The sequence below is a fragment of the Bradyrhizobium sp. CCBAU 51627 genome (assembly GCF_028128765.1).
In the GTDB taxonomy this organism is placed as follows: Bacteria; Pseudomonadota; Alphaproteobacteria; order Rhizobiales; family Xanthobacteraceae; genus Bradyrhizobium.
Map to the genome: position 1 here is coordinate 1 of NZ_LBJG01000042.1, position 340 is coordinate 340.

1 protein-coding gene is annotated in these 340 nt (G+C 63.2%); it reads right to left on the reverse strand.

Annotated features, from left to right (window positions below):
- On the reverse strand, positions 1-340 hold a 340-nt coding region (locus XH88_RS25610), incomplete at both ends, for a DUF1522 domain-containing protein (protein WP_271671024.1).

Consider the following 340-nt stretch of genomic DNA (forward strand, 5'->3'; position numbering starts at 1 on the left):
ATCAATGGCGTTCAGAACGTCGTTGACGTTGCCGGCCTGAAGGTAAACGGTCGAGTTGCCGTTTCCATCCGTGACCAAATTGCCAACCTGGGTGGAACCGGTCGCGACGGTGGTGGGCGTCTTCGCGTTCGAGAACGTGATCGTCTTGCCGTCCACGTTCAACGTCGATCCGTCCTTGATCAGCGTTCCAAGCGTCGTTGAGGACGTCGAGCGCGCCTGGGTGACGGTGACGCTGCCGCTACCGGCGGCGCCGGTCAGACCGAGGGCCTTCAGGAGGTCGGACCGGCCGGTGATGCTGAGGTCAGCGCCGGTACCCGTGTTCAGGGTGACCGCTCCGCTA